Source organism: Bradyrhizobium sp. SHOUNA76 (assembly GCF_023006445.1).
In the GTDB taxonomy this organism is placed as follows: domain Bacteria; phylum Pseudomonadota; class Alphaproteobacteria; order Rhizobiales; family Xanthobacteraceae; genus Bradyrhizobium.
Genome location: NZ_JALBHA010000950.1, coordinates 1 through 1,060, shown reverse-complemented (window position 1 = coordinate 1,060; position 1,060 = coordinate 1). Strand labels below are relative to the sequence as shown.

Annotated in this window: 1 protein-coding gene; it reads left to right on the top strand. The window is 66.6% G+C overall.

Annotated features, from left to right (window positions below):
- Positions 1-361 precede the first annotated feature (361 nt).
- Positions 362-1,060 (top strand): 16S rRNA (uracil(1498)-N(3))-methyltransferase (locus tag MOV74_RS38870; protein ID WP_246932887.1); only part of this gene is annotated, 699 nt, incomplete at its 3' end.

The window sequence follows — 1,060 nt, the reverse complement described above, 5'->3', positions numbered from 1 at the left end:
GGCCGGCGCCGAGCCGTTCACCGGGGGAAACGCGGAACTGGTAGGGGCCTGGTTCGGCAGCGGCGCCGGGAAGGCGCTTTGCGCAAACGCGCCCGCGGCGCTCAGGGTGACCATGGCGGCAGTGATCGGAACCATCAAATGACGGATCATCAAGACAGTCTCTCCGGCAGGAGCTTGCGGGGTTCGGCGTCTTCCAAACTGAAGCGCAACCAGCGTGCTCGCGATTTTACGATTCCCGCCGGCGCTTAACAACCCGCCGAATAGGGCAAGAGCGCGGCGCGCCGACGCACCGGTTTGGCAATATTTACCCCCGAATTGGCTGCTTTCGGTTAATAACGGCGCCAAACTGGACTTTTGAACGATGCCTTCCCACGATTTTCGCGCTCCCCGCCTGTTCGTCGACGCTCCCCTGGCCCAGGACGCCAGGGTCACGCTCGACCGCGACCAGAGCAATTATCTCGGCAATGTGCTGCGGCTTGCCGCGGGGGCCGAGGTTTTGGCGTTCAACGGCCGCGACGGCGAGTGGCAGGCCGCCATTGAAGGCCGCAAGCGGCCGGACGGCCTCGTCATTCTCCAGCAGACCCGGCCGCAGGACCGGCTTGCCGACCTCGCTTACGTCTTCGCCCCGCTCAAGCACGCCCGGCTCGACTACATGGTCCAGAAGGCCATCGAAATGGGCGCCGCCGCCCTGCATCCGGTTCTGACCCGGTTCACCCAGGCCTCTCGGGTCAACACCGAGCGAATGCGCGCCAATGTCGTCGAGGCTGCCGAGCAATGCGGCATTTTGAGCATCGCCACCGTCGCCGAACCGGTGCCGCTGGAGCGTTTCCTCAGCCAGCGCCCGGCCGACCGCCTGCTGATCTTCTGCGACGAGGCGGCCGAGGTTGAAAACGCGGTTCAGAGCCTTCAAGCCGCGCGGGCGGCCGGACAGGGTATCGACGTCCTGATCGGCCCCGAAGGCGGCTTTGCCGAAGAGGAACGGGCCCTGCTGCTGCGGCAGCCCAGGATCCTGCGGCTGGCCCTGGGCCCCCGGATCATGCGGGCCGACACCGCCGCCGTG